12 protein-coding genes and 1 pseudogene are annotated in these 15,112 nt (G+C 60.3%); 6 read left to right on the forward strand and 7 right to left on the reverse strand.

The genetic code is table 11. From position 1 onward, the window contains the following. Window positions 1–39 precede the first annotated feature (39 nt). From DFO46_RS00175 to DFO46_RS00185, 3 genes are all read left to right on the forward strand, one after another. A complete protein-coding gene (locus DFO46_RS00175) occupies window positions 40–921 on the forward strand; it encodes an ABC transporter substrate-binding protein (protein WP_120278078.1) in 882 nt (293 codons plus the stop codon). Next, window positions 918–2,858: a Fe(3+)-hydroxamate ABC transporter permease FhuB gene (gene fhuB / locus DFO46_RS00180; RefSeq protein WP_120275904.1), complete on the forward strand. Its 1,941-nt coding sequence runs from the start codon at window positions 918–920 to the stop codon at window positions 2,856–2,858. The genes DFO46_RS00175 and fhuB overlap by 4 nt, the downstream gene beginning before the upstream one ends. Window positions 2,859–2,948: 90 nt before the next feature. Beyond that, on the forward strand, window positions 2,949–3,725 hold the full coding sequence (locus DFO46_RS00185; RefSeq protein WP_245422481.1) for an ATP-binding cassette domain-containing protein: 777 nt from the start codon (window positions 2,949–2,951) through the stop codon (window positions 3,723–3,725). A 487-nt stretch (window positions 3,726–4,212) separates the two neighbouring features. Here DFO46_RS00185 and DFO46_RS00190 read toward each other — a convergent pair. Next, a pseudogene (locus tag DFO46_RS00190) lies at window positions 4,213–4,488 on the reverse strand (nucleotidyltransferase); the annotation flags it as partial. Window positions 4,489–4,526: 38 nt separating this feature from the next. Here DFO46_RS00190 and DFO46_RS00195 point away from each other — a divergent pair. Continuing rightward, the gene (locus tag DFO46_RS00195) at window positions 4,527–5,732 is read left to right on the forward strand and encodes an HPP family protein (RefSeq protein WP_245422482.1); all 1,206 of its coding nucleotides are present in this window, start codon (window positions 4,527–4,529) and stop codon (window positions 5,730–5,732) included. A 107-nt stretch (window positions 5,733–5,839) separates the two neighbouring features. Here DFO46_RS00195 and DFO46_RS23815 read toward each other — a convergent pair whose 3' ends face one another. The 5 genes from DFO46_RS23815 to DFO46_RS00220 all read right to left on the reverse strand — a co-directional run bounded on the left by DFO46_RS23815 (window position 5,840) and on the right by DFO46_RS00220 (window position 11,702). Further along, window positions 5,840–8,032, reverse strand: coding sequence for a methyl-accepting chemotaxis protein (locus DFO46_RS23815; RefSeq protein WP_245422483.1), 2,193 nt, complete (start codon window positions 8,030–8,032; stop codon window positions 5,840–5,842). A gap of 498 nt (window positions 8,033–8,530) precedes the next feature. Next, window positions 8,531–9,193: an iron-sulfur cluster repair di-iron protein gene (gene ric, locus DFO46_RS00205; protein WP_120275907.1), complete on the reverse strand. Its 663-nt coding sequence runs from the start codon at window positions 9,191–9,193 to the stop codon at window positions 8,531–8,533. A gap of 117 nt (window positions 9,194–9,310) precedes the next feature. Continuing rightward, window positions 9,311–10,234 (reverse strand): U32 family peptidase, encoded by a 924-nt coding sequence (locus DFO46_RS00210; RefSeq protein WP_120275908.1) that lies wholly within the window; start codon window positions 10,232–10,234, stop codon window positions 9,311–9,313. Next, window positions 10,231–11,208: a peptidase U32 family protein gene (locus tag DFO46_RS00215; protein ID WP_120275909.1), complete on the reverse strand. Its 978-nt coding sequence runs from the start codon at window positions 11,206–11,208 to the stop codon at window positions 10,231–10,233. The genes DFO46_RS00210 and DFO46_RS00215 overlap by 4 nt, the downstream gene beginning before the upstream one ends. Then, window positions 11,208–11,702 carry an SCP2 sterol-binding domain-containing protein gene (locus tag DFO46_RS00220; RefSeq protein WP_120275910.1) on the reverse strand — a complete coding sequence of 165 codons (495 nt, stop codon included), beginning with the start codon at window positions 11,700–11,702 and terminating at the stop codon, window positions 11,208–11,210. The genes DFO46_RS00215 and DFO46_RS00220 overlap by 1 nt, the downstream gene beginning before the upstream one ends. 108 nt (window positions 11,703–11,810) lie before the next feature. On the opposite strand from DFO46_RS00220, the gene DFO46_RS00225 reads away from it, so the two are divergent. Next, window positions 11,811–13,337: a UbiD family decarboxylase gene (locus DFO46_RS00225; protein ID WP_120275911.1), complete on the forward strand. Its 1,527-nt coding sequence runs from the start codon at window positions 11,811–11,813 to the stop codon at window positions 13,335–13,337. Further along, window positions 13,334–13,900, forward strand: coding sequence for a UbiX family flavin prenyltransferase (locus DFO46_RS00230; protein WP_120275912.1), 567 nt, complete (start codon window positions 13,334–13,336; stop codon window positions 13,898–13,900). Before DFO46_RS00225 ends, DFO46_RS00230 begins: the two co-directional genes overlap by 4 nt. Before the next feature lie 21 nt (window positions 13,901–13,921). Here DFO46_RS00230 and DFO46_RS00235 read toward each other — a convergent pair whose 3' ends face one another. Then, window positions 13,922–15,112: an NnrS family protein gene (locus DFO46_RS00235; protein ID WP_120275913.1), complete on the reverse strand. Its 1,191-nt coding sequence runs from the start codon at window positions 15,110–15,112 to the stop codon at window positions 13,922–13,924.

Raw genomic sequence — 15,112 nt, forward strand, 5'->3', positions numbered from 1 at the left:
GGGAAGGCGCGGCCGCAAGGTCGCGCCTCCACGAAGGTCATGTTGAACAGACGCTTTTTCATCACCGGTAGCCTTGCCGCTCTTCTGCCTTCGATGCCAGTTCTGGCCGAGGACGCAACGCGCATTGCCGCCGTGGATTGGGCTGCCGCCGAGTCGCTTCTTGCCTTGGGGGTCACGCCGCTCGCCGTTGCCGATACTGGCTACTACAACCAACGCATGCCGCAACTCCTGCCCGTCGCGACCCACGACATCGGGCCCTTCTGGGAAGTCAACCTGGAACTGCTGGACAGGCTCCGCCCGGACCTCATTTTCATTGGCGCTGCTAGCCTGTTCATGACGCCGCGTCTCAGCGAGATCGCGCCTGTCGAGGTGGTCGAGGATATGACCGGCGATAAGGCTTACGGGCGGGCGGCAGCCATTCTGCGTCAATGCGGACGTGCTGCGGGCCTTCCGTCCAGTCAAGTCGAGGCCGTCCTGTCAAACATAGAACAGCGAATGCAGGGCCTTGCCGCCAGCGTTTCACCTGCGCGGCCGGTTTGCATTTTGCTGCCGGATCAAAGCGGCAGCCGCGCCATGGTTTACGGCAATGGCAGTATGCCCGGCTCGGTGGTCACCCGTCTTCGTCTAAAAAATGCGTGGCAGGGACCAACCAACGCCAATGGTTTCATTCAGGTCGGGTTCGATCAGCTGATGACGCTGGACGATGCCGTTTTTATGCAGATCGAGATCCCGTCACTTGCTCCGCAGACGAACAGGGCCCTGGCCGACAGTCAGCTTTGGCATCGGCTTCCCGCGGTTCGAGAAGGACGCGTGGTGCGCATGCAGCAGTTCTATCCGTTCGGGGGATGTATTTCGACGCTTCATCTTGCCGAGGCTTTGGCGCGCGCGCTTCAAAATCCCTTCGGAGCTGGTATACCATGAGCTTCACCCTTGCCCGACGCGGTCTACCGCGTGGCCTCGTCCTGATCTCCCTGCTGGCTTTGCCGGCTCTTGCTCTTGCCGCGCTGGCCATCGTCCAGGTCAAAGAACCGGCCGTCCTCTTCTACGCGACTTTGCCGCGCATTGTTGCCGCGCTGGTTTCCGGCTGCCTTCTGGGGTTGGCGGGCGGTGTGTTTCAGAGAACCTTCGACAATCCGCTTGCCGAACCGTCCCTCCTCGGCATCTCCGGAGGAGCGGCACTCTGTCTCGCCGCATCGCTGGTCTTTGCCCCGGTCTTATGGTCACACGGATATCAAATCGTAGCACTTGCCGGCGCGCTCATAGCACTTGCAACGGCTTTCGCCGTTGCCTGGGGGCCTAACCTTTCGTCCCAGACACTGGTGCTGGCCGGTGTGATGATCAATCTCTTCTGCAACGCTGCCTATGCAGGCCTTGTCCTTTTCAATCATGATTTTCTCAGCAATCTCCTGACTTGGCAGGCCGGTTCGCTGCAGCAGAGTGGCTGGGTTCCGTCGCTTCGCCTGGCGGCGCTAGCCGCTCTCTCTCTCAGTCCGATTCTTCTCCTGGAACGACCGCTACGGCTGCTCTCTCTTGGGGATGGTGCGGCCGCGAGCCTCGGTCTTTCGGTGCGCACGGTAAAGCTGATCCTGCTTCTCATCGCCTCGCTGCTGGCCGCGTCCGTCACAGCAGAGTTTGGCCAGATCGGTCTCGTGGGGCTGGCGGCCCCGGCGCTTGCACGCGCGATCTGGCGCGAGACGCAGGCGGGGTTGATCCGCTGCGGTGTGACGGGCGCTCTGCTTCTGCTTCTGACGGACCAGGTCATGCGTTTGCTCTCCAGCGTGGTGGGCGATCTGCCGGTCGGCGCGGCTGCAGGGCTCCTGGCGGGGCCGTTGCTGGTTTTTCTTGCGCGAAAGGCCACGCTCAACGCGTCTAGGCCGTTCACGCTCGCCTTCGCGGTACGCGGGCATGGGAATGTTAAGCAGCTCATGATTCTGGCATTGCTTCTGTTGGCTGCATTCGGGATCGCCGCATTCGTGGGACGAGGACCGGAAGGATGGTCACTGGCGGGGTGGGACGATCTGGCTCTGGTCTGGCGATGGCGCCTTCCGCCGCTCCTGGCAGCAAGCGGTGCTGGCCTCTGCCTCGCGGTCGCGGGCTTCATTTTGCAGCGCTTGCTGCGCAACCCCCTTGCCAGCCCCGATCTTCTTGGCATCAGCCACGGTGCCGGCCTCGCTCTTGCGGTCGCTATCGTCATCCTGCCGACGCTCGGGGTTGCAACAAAACTGGCAGTCACCTCTCTAGGCGCCATTGCCGCCCTGTTGGTCGTGACATTGCTCGGGCTTCGAGCGCGGTTTGAGCCCACGCGCATGCTGCTGCTCGGCGTCGGCCTCGCAAGCATGGCGAATGCCATGCTCGTCATCGCGCTTGCCGGTGGCGGACAAAGAGGCGCCGCACTCCTCGGATGGTTTTCAGGCATGACCGCAGGCGTGAATCTTGCAACGTCGGTCGCTGCATGCCTGGTGGGTTGTGCCGGTCTCCTAGCCTGCCTTTTGCTCCATCGGCAGATGGACCTGATAACGCTGGGCGATGCGGCCTCCACGGGGTTCGGTCTGCGGGTGGCCGTCGTGCGCGGGGCCGGAATTGCTCTCGCCGCGATCCTGACGGCCGCCGGTACCATGGTTGTCGGTCCAATCAGTTTCCTCGGCCTGATGGTGCCCCATGCCGCCGCAATCCTGGGTTTTCGCAAGGCAGCAGAGGCATGCGTTGCAAGCGGTCTCATCGGCGCATTGCTGATGACGCTCGCGGAGTGGCTAAGCCGTAATCTTGTCTGGCCCTGGGCGCTTTCGCCGAGCCTGTTGGCCGCGCTCGTCGCCGGACCCTGGTTCCTCTGGCAACTGCGCCGTCAGCAGAGACAGTGAGCAGATAGCCCTTGTCATTGCAAACCATTCTATTCCAGCGATAGCAGGAGACATATTCCCATGCCGCTTCCAACACCGGTCCCCGCACAGATGGCGCCGAAGTTCTCCTTGCAGGGAGTTTCCTTCAGCGTTACCGGCCGCACGATCCTGCAGCCGCTGGATCTGGACCTTGCGGCGGGCAAAACAATCGGTCTCATCGGACACAACGGCTCAGGCAAATCCACTCTGGTCCGGCTGCTGGCCCTGCAGATCAGGCCCAGCACCGGACAAATTCTGTTGGATGAACGCCGGTTGGAAACTTGGTCGAACCGCGAATTCGCCAGGCACCTTGCTTACCTCCCACAACAGACGCCGGTGCCCGCAGGAACCAGCGTCCGCGAGCTCGTCAAGTTCGGACGTTATCCCTGGCATGGTCCTCTTGGCGCTTTTGGCAGGCTGGATGAAGAAAAGGTGGAGGAAGCACTCGACCTCACGCAAACCACGACGCTTGCGGAGCGTTCCGTCGAAACGCTGTCCGGGGGCGAACAGCAGCGCGCCTGGATCGCCGCGCTCATCGCACAGGATACGAAATGTCTCCTGCTCGACGAACCCATTTCGGCACTCGACATTGCACATCAGATCGCGGTGCTCGATCTCGTCCATACACTCACCAAGGTGAGGGGGCTCTCCCTCGTCATGGTTCTCCACGATATCAACATGGCGAGCCGCTACTGTGATGAGATCATTGCGCTCCGGGACGGTAGCCTCATCGCCAGAGGATCGCCAAGTGACATCATGACGCCCGATCACCTCAAGCGCATCTACGGGGTGGATTTCAACATCCATCATCCAGATGATGGTGGACGGCCGTCGGCACTGCTTCGCTGATCAGCTGTTGGGCGCATGCGTAATCGGCCATCGATTGCAAAAAGCTGGCGCTGAAGCAGGACTCAGGCGGGGCGCCTGTTCGAATCCGTTCAAGGCGGAGGCTTCGCAGATCTACGTCTATTGCCGATGCTGATCCTAGCGAACGACTTGCATCAAGACACAGCTCGCACGTCTAATTGGCGCGTTTCATGCGGAACGCCAAGCCTGTGTGAAGTCGGTCCCGCCTGACCCTTTCGGGTCGCTCCGCTAAGGCTCCTGCGGCTTCCTTTGTTCCGACCCTGGCGTGACGAGAATTCCCGCTTTCGCGAGCTGCGGTCGCCGCGATGCTGAAAGCTCCGATGTTCTTCATTGTACACCCGGATCTCGCACAAGCGCGGCTTTGATCCGGGGGACGAAGAATGATCGGTTGTCGAACTCGGAAGAATGCAGAGATCGGATCCAATGTTAGACTTTAGAGGCCCGAACACTCCCTACACACCGGCATCGTTCATTCATTGCGAGCCAGCAACTGAAGCCTTTCGGCGCATACTTGCCTGACCAGATCGAGCAATACGACCGTTCGCTCGTGGAGCCAGACCAAAGCCTCTTCGCTGATCTCGAAATGCTTAGAATACCGTGCCTTCACATAGGCCTCGTTCAACGTGTTGAACCATGCGCGCTCGCGGTGCTGGTCGCGTGGAAAAGCCTCGGTCAAACGTCGATCCTGACCTTCCGCCAACGATCGGAGAAACTTGATATTGTGAGAGGGCGGACCATAGTTGGTGCTCTGGGATCAAGGCGGCTCGGAGCGCGAGCAGCCGGTTGAAACTTCAATCAATTGCTGAAAGTTTGTGCTTTCGATCGATCGGAATCATTCAATTGCAGTTCTTACGTTCATTTGGGCCGGCAGTGACTGGCACTGCTCCGTTGGAGGCTCTGCGCGCGGGCCTTGGAGCTTTCATGGGGCTTTGGTTGACCGGCTATTTCTTGCTGTCTCCCGGCGTCGATCTCGAAAGTGGCCTCTACCTTGTCGCACCGCTCGGCGCGAGTGCCGTTCTCCTGTTTGCCGTTCCCAACAGTCCACTTGCTCAGCCATGGTCTGCAGTCATCGGCAATACTGTCGCAGCTCTTGCCGGCGTGGCAATCTCGATGTTTATCCACGAGCCAGCGTTACGGATCGCCGTTGCTGTCGCTCTTGCGATCATCGTGACGTTCATGCTGCGAGCGGTACATCCGCCGGCAGGAGCCGTTGCCATGACTGCTGCCATGAGCCCGGAAGCTGTGGAGCATCTTGGATTCTGGTTCGCGCTTGCGCCAATTGCCACGGGCACGGCCAGCCTCGTCCTGATTGCGATCGCCTATGCCCGGCTGACAGGGCGCCGCTATCCATTTCGTCAATTCGACCAGCAGAACAGGCATGGGACATCTGACAGGATCGCTGTTGAACGGCTGGGCCTTTCCGAAGCTGAGCTAAGCGATATCCTTCAACGGTATCGACAGTCATTCAATCTCGGCGTTGAAGATCTGGCACGTCTTATCGGTGCAGCGGAGCTCCAGGCGGCAGCACACCAGACCGGCACTCCAACTGCGGCCGCCATCATGTCCTCGAACCTGATTACGGTGAAGGCAAACACAGATTTGGGCACAGTCGCTGATCTCTTCCGGCGTCATCGTTTTACATCGCTACCCGTGGTCGACGAGAAGCAGCGATTCATAGGCATCATCTTCCAGGTGCATCTCATCAGCCGAGCAAGGGAAGATGCACTTCGCCTTGATCGAGGTCTCATCCCCGCTCTGCGAAGGCTGATCGACCCGGAAAGGGACAGGCCAATACGAGCAATCGACATCATGAGCGTCACGGTCCCTCGCGCTATTGCAACAACGCCACTCGGGGCGTTGTTGCCTTTGTTGGGCGATACAGATGTCGATGCGGTTCCCATCCTGGATTATGGGAAGCTCATCGGTATTGTCACGCGAACCGACTTAATCGCCGCGATGGCCCGAGGAATAGCTCGAGCAGACGTTTGATGGCGTCAGTTAGCAGGGCTCAACGCTCCGAACTGCGAACGGCATGAGCACCGGCTCCGGACCGCTCTGTCGTCCGTCGTGCTTGAGGATATCTGATCTAAGTCGATTCAGACCCTCATCCTTTCTGGGACCATGTTGCCATCGGCAGGTGAGGTCAAGCGGAAGCCAAGAAGCAGGCTCTGAAGGGTGGCGCTTTCGCTGGCCAAGGCTGCGCCGGCAGCGTTCATCTCTTCCACCATGGCCGCGTTCTGTTGTGTCGATTGATCCAGATGGTTCACCGCGACATTGACCTGCGAAAGGCCGACTGCCTGTTCCTGCGCTGCGATCGCGATGGCGTCCACATGGCTTGCGGCTTCCTGCACGAGCTCACCAATTTCGGCCAGTCCGGTGCCGGTCTCGGAGACTAGGTCGACGCCTTGGCGAACAGCCAACTCAGAATTGTCGATGAGCCCCGAGATTTCTTGGGCTGCCTGCGCCGAACGCTGGGCCAGCTCCCGGACTTCCTGGGCAACCACAGCAAACCCCTTGCCGGCCTCGCCGGCGCGGGCTGCCTCGACGCCCGCATTGAGAGCGAGCAGGTTTGTCTGGAAGGCAATCTGGTCGATCACACCGATTATTTGACTGATCTGGCTCGATGCCTGCTCGATCTTGTCCATCGCCGCCACGGCGTTTCGTACCACTTCACCGGATCGACTTGCTCTTTCGCGTGCGCTCTTCGTTACGCTTCGGGCCAAATCCGAGCGTTTTGAAGTGGCCGTGACATTGGCTGTGATCTGTTCCAGTGCAGCGGCCGTCTCTTCAAGCGAGGCGGCCTGCTGCTCGGTGCGCCTCGACAGGTCATCCGATGCCGAAGAGACCTCGGATGCTCCGCCGGTGACAGTCGCCACCGATTGGCCAACGCCGACCAGTGCTTGCCGCAACTGCACCACCGAGCGATTGAAGTCATGGCGAAGTTCTTCGAACTGCGGTGCAAAGGCCTCGGTCACCTCGCAAAGAAGGTCGCCGGAAGCAAGCTTTCTCAAGGCCTGGGCCAGTGTGCCGGTTGCCTTGTTCATGCGTGCTTCGGCCTCAGCCTCCGCTGCGATTTGCATGTTAACTCGGTCGCGTTCGGCCTCGTCGCGCGCACGCTCTGCCTCCAGTTCCAGTTCGCGATTTCGGATCGCAGAAAGGCGGAAGACTTCTACCGCTTTGATCATGTCTCCGACTTCGTCCTTACGGTGGGCAGATTGCCCGGTGGGTTCGAGGTAACCCTCCGCCAATCTGCGCATCGAATTGACGAGTGCCTTCAGCGGACGGCTGATGGTTCCTGCCAGAAACACCGACAAGGCGATGACCAGAATGGCCCCGACGATGCAAAGGATCAGAACCGTTCCGAGCCGAGTGAATGCGGCTGCGGCGATAGCGCGTGCCTCGTTGCCGAGACGTTCGAGGCTTGCGCTTTCCAGAGCCTTCATTGCGTCAATGCGCTGACTGGCGGCTGCAAACCAGCGATCGGCAGTCAAGTCGCTGGCGGCTGTTGAACCAGCCCCAATCAAGGTCGATCGCGTGGTTTCGATTTCTTTCAATGCGGGTATGGATAGCTGGGAAGCGTAGGCGGACTGCCGTTCCTTCTGTTGCAGGGCGAGGAAATTGTCGATCAGAATGTTCTGCGCACCAGCCATGCGGGCAAAGGGAGCGATGCGCTCGGGGTCAATGTCGCCTGACGTGATGAAGGTGTTGCCGGTAGCGCGTTCCTGGCCCGCAATCTCCTTTGCCTGCATGAGCAGGTTATAGGCAATCATTTCGGCGGCGATCCTCGAGCCGACACCCTGGAGGGACAGTTCCGAGGCGATGCCCGAAAGCTCGCCAATCAGGCCGCTGTAGAAGTCGAAGGACTGTTTTCCGGTGAAGGAAAGGTTGTCGATGGATCGCCTGGTGCCGGCGAGGCTTTTCAATGTGTCCTGTGCGGAGCTCCAGCGACGGTTAAGCTCCGCGTTGTCGACGTCCGCCAAGGCATCTGCGAGATCTGGCAATTTTGCCAGAGCTTCATCCGTCAACTGGCGCGCTGTGACTAGCGGTTGCTTGTCCGTGCTGCCCTTTGATCCGATATATCCAGCGCTCTGCCCCCGCTCTCCCTGAAGCACGTGGATCATCTCGCCCATCGCCGAAATGTTCTCGCTCACTTTGACGACGATTTGCATCTGCTGGTAGGAGCGCCACGAGTTCAGAAACTCCATCGAGGCAAGGGTGAGTGCTGCAACCAGGGGGATCATGATCGCAAGCCAGAGGCGTTTGCTGATCGAAAAGTCGGTGATGCGCATCTTTCAGTATGTCCTGAGTTGAGGCATCATGCCGAGTATCGTAACATCATGATACGATGTGAGTTTTAGTGAGGATTGATGTGTCCGGGTAAAGACTTGCCTAACGTGTCCGACGCCGGTTTGACGATTGCCAAGGTTGCCTCGAATAAACTCTAACGTGCGTCAATCCGACGCGTATGTGGCCAGTACGATAGTCAAGAATTGCGCGTTTTGCGCGCAAGTTCCTGATACAAGGACTTTGGTAAATATGGATGGGCGGGTCATCGCCTGTCGCCTGTGTGTCGAGGTTCAAGCGACAGCATCCGGTCCATAAAATAGCCGACAGTATCGGTTCCCACACTGCCGCTGATAACGCACTCATGCATATCGCAGATGGTGTCACAGGCCTGTTCGCGGCGCGATCTCGAAACGACTGGAGGAGCGAGCCTCTCAGGTTTACTGCCTTGGCGCAACTTCAGATACTTCATCATATTTTTCGTATGCCTTGATGGCGACGCCCTAGGCGGTCTCGCCGGTGAAGCGTGAAAAGAGCACTTCATTTTCCAGATGCATGTGCTGAACCAGATCGTCGGCGAACTTCTTTGCGCCCGTGTAAAGTGCACGCCACGAATTGCAGGCACCTTCCGGAAGATGAAATCCCCCCGTGACGTGCTCGAGTTCCGCCAGATGCTGTGCCTCCACATCATGCTCGTAGCGCATCTGTTCGATCGATCTGCTCAGAGCTTGATGATCCCCGCGTTCCATGAGCGGGAAGAGCATGAGCTCCTCGCGATGCATATGGCTGTGCAGGTCGCTCTGGATGCGCTCAAGGAGATTGACCAGTCCGATGGGTGCATCGGGATGATCGCCATGGACGCGCTCGATCTTGGCTGCGAGCGGGATCAGTGAGATAAGTTCCGCACGGTGGGTGTCGTGGTAGCGTGTCCTGAGGTGATGGATCAGATCGATAGTTCCATCCGGTGCTTCTGCCGAGGCAGCGGCGACAAGGCCCTGCAATTCGCCGACCAGGACTTCCGATGAAAGCCCTGCAGCTTCGGCCGCAGACGCGATGCTGTCGGATCCACCGCAGCAGAAGCTGATGCCGTGACGGCGGAAAAGAGCGGCTGCACCGGGCAGCGTTGTGGCGATCGTTGCGACCGTCTGATTTGCGTCGACTTCCATTGGGTTCACCATGCTTGCACTGCAATGCGTTACTGCTGTGGTGCCGACTATGGTGGCGAATGCCGATACGGTCGTTGCGCTTTCGCAAACAAGTTTGGCTCTCTTGTCCCCAAAGCATCAGGCCGCGTGCGGATTGTTTTTCGCTCGTGATACCCAGGCCGCTCCCTCTCGCGCGTGATGAAAGCCATTGGAAAACTTGGCTGTGGGATAAGCATCCCCGATCAACGCTGTAGCTTCGTCGGCCCCCACGCTGCCGCTCAGCATTGCCCTGAAGATGGAAGCAATACGTGTCATGTCGCAGTCCTGTGGCGAGAGGCGGAAGGCGTTGATACCGGCTTCTTGCAGTTCTTTCAGTTCGCTGAGCAGGAGTTGACAGGTGTGAGACATGGTCTGCACGCCGTTCAGCACGAGGAAGGACTGGCGGTCGAGCGTCTTGATTGGCAGACCATCCGGCTCGTCGCCGCAGACGAACTGGCAATTGTCCTTGATCCTGCCTTTCGAACGGGCATGGGCGCAGCGCGCCGAAATGGCAAGCGGCAAGCGGCCGAACACCAGGACTTCCAGAGCCACGTCAGGCACGTCGGCGGCGATCTCTGCGATGGAGCGAAACGGAAGCTCCGGCGGAAGACAGATGCGGTCTGCCCCGCGTCGCGCCAGCAAGCGTGCCGTTGGGCCGTTATAGACATTGACCAAGGGACCGACGAGGTGGCGCCGATCCTGGATCAGGCCGATAGCGGAGAGGTCGTTGACCTCAATCGGATGGTCGGAGGTTTCGATCAGGTCTTTCACGATACGGCTTTCGCGCTCCAGCGTAACCAGCGCGAGCGACGAAATGACCACTGATTTTCCTGCCCGTTCCAGGCGTTCCACCACATCCGCCACGTAGGGCTCGATGAAATGCTGCCGCTTGGAGCAGACGGTCTCGCCGAGGATGACGCGATCGACCGGTGCCTCATCTGCCATCCGAAAATAGAAATCGCGCCATTTCGGGCCGTCCCAGAGATAGTAGACGGGCCCCAGAGTCAGTTCGCTCATGTTCATCTCCAGCGCTTTTCATAGGCACCGACCGTGGTCTTCTGCCCTTCGCTCAGCGCTCTCAACCGGGTCAGCAACGGACCCCGTCCCGAGGGGGCGGTTGCGAGCACCTGGCGTAACGTGGATACGACCTCGGCGACATAGGCCTTGCCGCGCTGGCGTCCCTCGATTTTCAAGGCGGAGACACCGGCATCCTTCAGGGCTTCGATTTCGCCCATGACATCCAGGGATACGGGGTCCTCGAAGGCGTAGCCACGGGCATCGCCGATGTCGAAGCGCCCCTTGCAAAGCGTCGGATAACCGGCGGCCTCGCCCTGGCTGAACCGGTTGATCGTATAGGTTCCGAGCTCCGAGACCATGTCGGCGCCGTCTTGCCGATACCGTACATGGCTCGCCGGGGAGCAGACGCCGTGCATGTTCGGTGATTTGCCGGTGGCGTAGGACGAGAGCGAGCAGCGTCCTTCGGCCATGACGCAAAGGCCGCCGAAAACGAAGACCTCGATCTCGCATCTGACCTTGCGGCCGATGCGAGCGATGTCGCTGATCGTCAGCGTTCGCGGCAAGACGACCCGCTTTGCGTCGAAGGCCTCGACGAGAAAGTTGATCGCCTCGGGATTGGAGGCAGACGCCTGGACCGACACATGCAACCGCTGCTCCGGATAGCGTTCCCTGACATGCGCCATCAGACCGAAATCCGCCAGGATCAGTGCATCGGCACCCAGCCTGACTGCGTCAGCCGCCGCCCGATACCAAATTTCCTCGTCGCCGGCCCGTATGAAGGTATTGAGGGCAACGAATGTCATGCAGCCCTTTTGGCGGGCATAGGCAATGGCGTCGCGCAGTTCCTCGCGGCTGAAATTGAGGCCTGGAAAATTGCGGGCATTGGTCTCGTCGCGGAAACCGCAATAGACCGCATCGGCACCCGCATCGACGGCTTCGCGGAAAGCCGCTGGTGTTCCCGCCGGACAGATCAGTTCCATTACGGCATCTCCTTCAGCGACTGTCTGCGGATCTCCTCGGCCATTTTTCGAACCAAACCGCTTGCCGGTCCGCCGATACGGGCCAGGTCGCGTGGCAGGTCTATGTCGCAGTCGTCGAGTGCGTTTCGCATGGCAAGGATGGCCTCTATGTCTCCGGTCACGCGCAGATCGCGGGAGAAGAACAGAGCATCGGCATCGCAGCGTCCTTCAAGCAGCGCCAGCAGCATCACCAGAGGGGCCTCGACACCTGCATTGGCGGCGAAAGCGTCGCCCTTGCGCACCACCGTCAAGCGAGGAATGTCAGGCTCGATCAGGAAGACAAGCGGCAGGTCAGTTGGCGCAAACGAGAAGCGGCAGCCTTTATAGTCACCCAGACGATCGAACATGTCGCCATGGGCCGAGAGCAGGAGCTGGAAGAGACGGCGCGCCACGCGTTCGACGGGCATGAGTGGCACGGCTTTGAGCGGGAGAGCCAGAAGGGAGGAAATCTGCATTGCGCCAATTTTGATGGTTTGAACCGGCGCAAACCTAGGGGAGCGCCCCACAATCGAGATTGCGCCAGCGCAAAGACGCAAGCGAATCCGCGAGCCATAGCGGTCCGCATGACACAGATCACACCGCCGCGTCGCTACGACGGCCTGCAAGCTTTCATCACGGAACTGGAAAAGCGGGGACGGCTCAAGCGTATCTCTGAGCCGGTCAGCCTCGTCCATGAGGTTACCGAAATCCACCGAAGGGTTCTGGCCGAAGGAGGCCCAGCCTTGCTCTTCGAGCGTCCGGTCCGGCCGGATGGCTCAATGTCGGATATACCTCTGCTCGCCAATCTGTTCGGCACGCGCGAGCGCATAGAGCTCGGCTACGGGATCGGCGACGGCAAGATCGGCGATCTTGCGGAAGTGCTCGCCGAACTGCGCGAGCCGAGACCGCCTTCCTCGCTCCGGGATGCCGTGAACAAACTGCCCCTGCTTCGGTCGGCCATGGCACTGGGATGCCGGCGGGTGTCACAGGCGGAATGCCAGGATGTCGTCTTCGAAGGCGAGGCCGTCGATCTCAATCGGCTGCCGATCCAGTGGTGCTGGCCAGGCGAACCTGCACCGCTGATCACCTGGGGAAAGGTCGTCACGGCGTCGCCTTCCGATCCGAAAGATGTCAATGTCGGCGTCTACCGGCTACAAGCGCTCGATCGCAGGCGCCTGATCACGCGGTGGCTCGCCCACCGCGGCGCGGCGAAACATTTCAGGCAGTGGCAGGCCACTGGTAACGACATGCCCATTGCGGTCGTGATCGGTGCTGATCCTCAGACGATCCTCTCTGCTGTCATGCCGCTGCCGGAGGCCATCAGCGAGCTTTCATTCGCCGGCGTGCTCAGAGGAAAGCGCAGCCGTGTGGTGCGGGCGCTCACCCAGCCACTCGATATTCCAGCCACGGCGGAAATTGTGCTAGAAGGGACCGTATCAGTGGTGGAGACGGCACCCGAGGGGCCTTACGGCGATCACACCGGTTACTACAATTCCGTCGAGCCGTTTCCCGTCATGACCTTGAGCGCGATGACGATGCGCCAGGATCCGGTGTACCTCTCGACCTTCACGGGCCGTCCACCTGACGAGCCTTCGGTGCTCGGCGAGGCGATGAATGCCTTGTTCCTGCCGCTCGTGAAGCGGCAGTTTCCGGAAATCGTCGATCTTCATTTGCCGCCCGAGGCCTGCTCCTACCGGGCAATCGTCGTTTCTATCGACAAGCGGTATCCGGGGCAGGCGCGCCGGATCATGCTCGGGCTTTGGTCAATGCTGCCGCAGTTCAGCTATACCAAGCTCATCGTCGTGGTCGATCCCGACGTTGATGTCAGAAACTGGAGCGATGTGATCTGGGCGCTTTCCACCCGGTTCGATGCTTCGCGCGACATGGTGGTGGTGGACGGCACACCCATCGACTATCTCGATTTTGCCTCTCCCAAGCCGGGGCTCGGCGGGAAGCTCGGTCTCGATGCCACCAACAAGCTTGGCGCAGAGACCGATCGGGAATGGGGTCGGGTTCTCCGGATGACGCCCGAGGTCTCTGCGCGCGTCGATACGATCTGGGACGAACTCGGACTTGGATCGGGCAGCGCGAGAGCGAACCAACCACGATGAGGCGTGTCGTACTCGGGATATCAGGTGCTTCGGGGGCCGCGATCGGTCTAGAAATCGGCCGGCTGCTGGCCGCTATGGATGATGTGGAACTGCATCTCGTCGTGACGTCAGCAGCGCGCCGGACGATTGCACATGAGGCGGGCGACGAGGCGCTTGGGCGGCTCATCGCCCTTGCCGATCATTTCCATCCGGAAGGCGATATCGGAGCCTCGATCGCCAGCGGTTCGTTCCGCACGGCCGGCATGATCGTCGCCCCATGTTCGATGCGGTCTCTTGCCGCGATCGCGACGGGGATGACCGACAATCTCCTCATTCGCGCCGCCGATGTGCAGCTCAAGGAGCGCCGCAGGCTGGTGCTTCTTGCCCGCGAAACGCCGCTTCACCTCGGCCATCTGCGCAATATGGTCACCGTGACCGAGATGGGTGCGATGGTGATGCCGCCGGTTCCCGCCTTCTACCGCAATCCCGCGACCGTCGAGGATATCGTCGCCCATATCGCGGCACGCGCCGTGGATCTTCTCGGCTTGACCGATACACTATCGATACCGGAGTGGAGAGGGTAAGGTCGGAAAGGCACCTCCTATCTATCCCTTCCGAGATATCAGCGGCATGTAAAAGACGACATAGCCCAGGAACGCAATGATCCACGCCATGCCGGCGATCGGCAATAGCAGCATGGTGTGCTGAGTCGAGAGCGCGACAAGGATCCTCAGCAAAGCCGAGAGAATGATTGGTGCATAGATGAGCCAGGTTGTCGTGGGCGGCGACGCCAGCGCCTGGCCTGTATGGCCTCTGGTGGCGCGGGTCATCACCGCGAGCGTCACGACGCCGATGCCGCCCGTCGTCCAAGCATGGATGCCTGCAGAGACAAGCCCTGAGTGGTCTACGAGCATCGACAGGCCGGTCAGCAGGAAGCCGACGGGGATGAAGAGATAGCCGATATGCAGGATGGTCACGAGCGGCTCGCGCAGCGTGCGGTCGGAGCACCACCTGGCCTGTCTGACGAGATGTGCGATGCCCGTCAGGACCATCAGGCCCCCGGCGGCAGAGCCGAGGTTCTCCAGACCGGCGGCTACCGCGATCCACATCGCAAGGGCCAGACCTGAAAGGATCATGACTGCAAGATCGAAACGGGCGAAGTTTTCGGGCATCCGTCCTGGATTGTGCGCCTTCAGCCAGTTGCCGGTGAATGCCGGGATGATGCGTCCTGCGACGAGTGAGACAAGGATGAGAATGGCGGAAAGAGCCAGTCGGTCGGAAATCTCGACCCGCCCGTAGCGCTCGATTTCATAATGGAACAGGACCTGCGCGGCGCTGAGGAGAGCGAGGACGGCGACGATCTTATAGTTTCGTCGGTTCGATGCCGCGACGAGTTCCCTCAGAACGAAGATGGCCAATACCGGCAGGAAGGAAAGCGCAACGAGCGTCGCACCGAGCATGCCCGTCCATTCCGAAAAACTGATCGCCAGCCGTCCGGCGATCCAGAGGAGAAAGAGCGCCAAAAGAGGCAGGCCCTTCAGGCCAGGCCTGCCGGTCCAATTGGGAACGGCTGTCAGAAGAAAGCCTGATATCACGGCCGGGACGAAGCCGAACAGAAGTTCGTGCTGGTGCCAGGCAACCGGGGGCAACAGGGTCGGGACATGCAGGAAGCCGAGAAACCAGGGAACCCAGATTGCAATGGAGAGGGCGGCGAGCAGCGCGCTGCCCGGAAAGAACAGGCGGAATCCACCGGAGAGGAGACGCCTGATGATAGAGGGGCCGGGGATTGTGGTCAT

Origin of the sequence: Rhizobium sp. AG855 (assembly GCF_003610655.1) — a bacterium.
Classification (GTDB): Bacteria; Pseudomonadota; Alphaproteobacteria; order Rhizobiales; family Rhizobiaceae; genus Allorhizobium; species Allorhizobium wuzhouense.

What these genes read in the sequence shown, in the direction of transcription:
- DFO46_RS00175 (WP_120278078.1), top strand. Translation starts at nt 40, where the DNA reads ATGTTGAACAGACGCTTTTTCATCACCGGTAGCCTTGCCGCTCTTCTG.
- fhuB (WP_120275904.1), top strand. Translation starts at nt 918, where the DNA reads ATGAGCTTCACCCTTGCCCGACGCGGTCTACCGCGTGGCCTCGTCCTG.
- DFO46_RS00185 (WP_245422481.1), top strand. Translation starts at nt 2,949, where the DNA reads ATGGCGCCGAAGTTCTCCTTGCAGGGAGTTTCCTTCAGCGTTACCGGC.
- DFO46_RS23815 (WP_245422483.1), bottom strand. Translation starts at nt 8,032, where the DNA reads ATGCGCATCACCGACTTTTCGATCAGCAAACGCCTCTGGCTTGCGATC.
- ric (WP_120275907.1), bottom strand. Translation starts at nt 9,193, where the DNA reads ATGGAAGTCGACGCAAATCAGACGGTCGCAACGATCGCCACAACGCTG.
- DFO46_RS00210 (WP_120275908.1), bottom strand. Translation starts at nt 10,234, where the DNA reads ATGAACATGAGCGAACTGACTCTGGGGCCCGTCTACTATCTCTGGGAC.
- DFO46_RS00215 (WP_120275909.1), bottom strand. Translation starts at nt 11,208, where the DNA reads ATGGAACTGATCTGTCCGGCGGGAACACCAGCGGCTTTCCGCGAAGCC.
- DFO46_RS00220 (WP_120275910.1), bottom strand. Translation starts at nt 11,702, where the DNA reads ATGCAGATTTCCTCCCTTCTGGCTCTCCCGCTCAAAGCCGTGCCACTC.
- DFO46_RS00225 (WP_120275911.1), top strand. Translation starts at nt 11,811, where the DNA reads ATGACACAGATCACACCGCCGCGTCGCTACGACGGCCTGCAAGCTTTC.
- DFO46_RS00230 (WP_120275912.1), top strand. Translation starts at nt 13,334, where the DNA reads ATGAGGCGTGTCGTACTCGGGATATCAGGTGCTTCGGGGGCCGCGATC.
- DFO46_RS00235 (WP_120275913.1), bottom strand. Translation starts at nt 15,112, where the DNA reads ATGACCACAATCCCCGGCCCCTCTATCATCAGGCGTCTCCTCTCCGGT.